This window comes from Enterococcus sp. NBRC 3427 (genome assembly GCF_007996925.1).
GTDB classification, from domain to species: Bacteria; Bacillota; Bacilli; order Lactobacillales; family Enterococcaceae; genus Enterococcus_B; species Enterococcus_B lactis.
Genome location: NZ_BJLL01000108.1, coordinates 1 through 1,873 on the forward strand (window position 1 = coordinate 1; position 1,873 = coordinate 1,873).

Below are 1,873 nucleotides of genomic sequence, written 5' to 3' on the forward strand. Positions count from 1 at the left end.
CAAAAGCTTGCATCTGCGGTAATAAGCCCAACCAATTCAAAAATATGAAAAACTATTTTTGATTGGCTGTTCTTATTACTTGATGCAGGGCAGCTTTTTCACAACCTCTCCACTAAACGGTGTTCAAAAGTTTGCATCTGCGGTAATAAACCCAACCAATTCAAAAACATGAGAAGCTGTTTTTGATTGGCTGTTCTTATTACTTGATGCAGGACAGCTTTTTTACAATCTCTTTTAATACACACAGATGTAAACGCTTTATATTGGTATTCTATGAGAAAGCTAACTTGATTCCAAGTAGATCATTGACTTAAATGAAAAAATCAATTATTTTAATAGATAAACTAAATTAGAGGAGTGGTACTAAAAATGTCCAACTGGGAAACAAAGTTCACGAAAAAAGGATTTACTTTTGATGATGTCTTATTGATACCAGCAGAAAGTCACGTGTTACCAAACGAAGTGGATATGAGCGTACAATTAGCTAAAAATATTAAGTTGAATATTCCAATCATCAGTGCAAGTATGGATACTGTTACCGACAGCAAGATGGCCATTGCTATGGCAAGACAAGGCGGACTAGGTGTGATCCATAAAAACATGACGATCAGCCAGCAAGCGGATGAAGTAAGAAAAGTCAAACGTTCTGAAAGTGGCGTAATCATTGATCCGTTCTTCTTAACGCCACAGCATCTTGTAGCAGACGCAGAAGAATTGATGAGCAAATATCGTATCAGTGGTGTGCCAATCGTTGAAACACTTGAAAACAGAAAATTGGTAGGGATAATTACAAACCGCGACATGCGTTTTGTAACAGATTATCACATGCCGATTGCTGATGTGATGACAAAAGACAACTTAGTGACTGCCCCAGTAGGTACCTCTCTAAAAGATGCAGAAAAGATTTTGCAAAAACATAAAATCGAAAAATTACCAATCGTAGATAACGAAGGTCGTTTAAGCGGATTGATCACGATCAAAGACATCGAGAAAGTGATCGAATTTCCAAATGCAGCAAAAGATGAACATGGTCGATTGCTTGTAGCAGCAGCCGTTGGTGTAACAAGCGATACATTTGAGCGTGCGAATGCTTTATTAGAAGCAGGGGCAGATGCAATCATCATCGATACAGCTCATGGACATAGTGCAGGTGTGATCCGAAAAATTCAAGAAATCCGTTCAACTTTTGCAGATGCAACATTGATTGCAGGAAACGTTGCGACGGCTGAAGCGACAAAAGCTTTATATGATGCAGGTGTAGATGTCGTAAAAGTTGGTATCGGACCAGGATCGATTTGTACGACACGTGTGGTAGCCGGTGTAGGTGTACCTCAGCTCACAGCTATTTATGATGCAGCATCAGTTGCTCGTCAATATGGCAAAGCGATTATTGCAGACGGAGGGATCAAATATTCTGGTGACATCGTCAAAGCATTAGCTGCCGGCGGACATGCAGTGATGCTAGGAAGTATGTTGGCAGGGACAGATGAATCACCAGGTGAATTCGAAATCTTCCAAGGACGTCGATTCAAAACATACCGAGGTATGGGCTCATTAGGCGCGATGGAAAAAGGTTCAAAAGACCGTTACTTCCAAGGTAGTGTCAATGAAGCAAATAAATTAGTACCAGAAGGAATCGAAGGTCGGGTTGCTTATAAAGGAAGTGTTGCAGATATTATTTTCCAAATGATCGGCGGTTTGCGTTCAGGAATGGGTTATGTTGGGGCAGCCAATCTACAGCAATTACGTGATGAAGCGCAATTTATCCAAATGAGCGGCAGTGGATTAAAAGAATCACACCCTCATGATGTACAAATCACAAAAGAAGCACCAAACTATTCAGTTGAATCTTAAAAACATTAAAGAGCGTGGG

General features: G+C 40.2%; 1 protein-coding gene. It reads left to right on the forward strand.

The window, feature by feature from the left end:
• Positions 1-369: 369 nt before the first annotated feature.
• Positions 370-1,854, forward strand: coding sequence for an IMP dehydrogenase (gene guaB / locus ESP02_RS13045; protein WP_002295264.1), 1,485 nt, complete (start codon positions 370-372; stop codon positions 1,852-1,854).
• The last annotated feature ends 19 nt before the right edge of the window (positions 1,855-1,873 follow it).

Excerpts from the sequence above, each read along its gene's own strand:
- guaB (WP_002295264.1), top strand. The coding sequence starts at position 370 with ATGTCCAACTGGGAAACAAAGTTCACGAAAAAAGGATTTACTTTTGAT.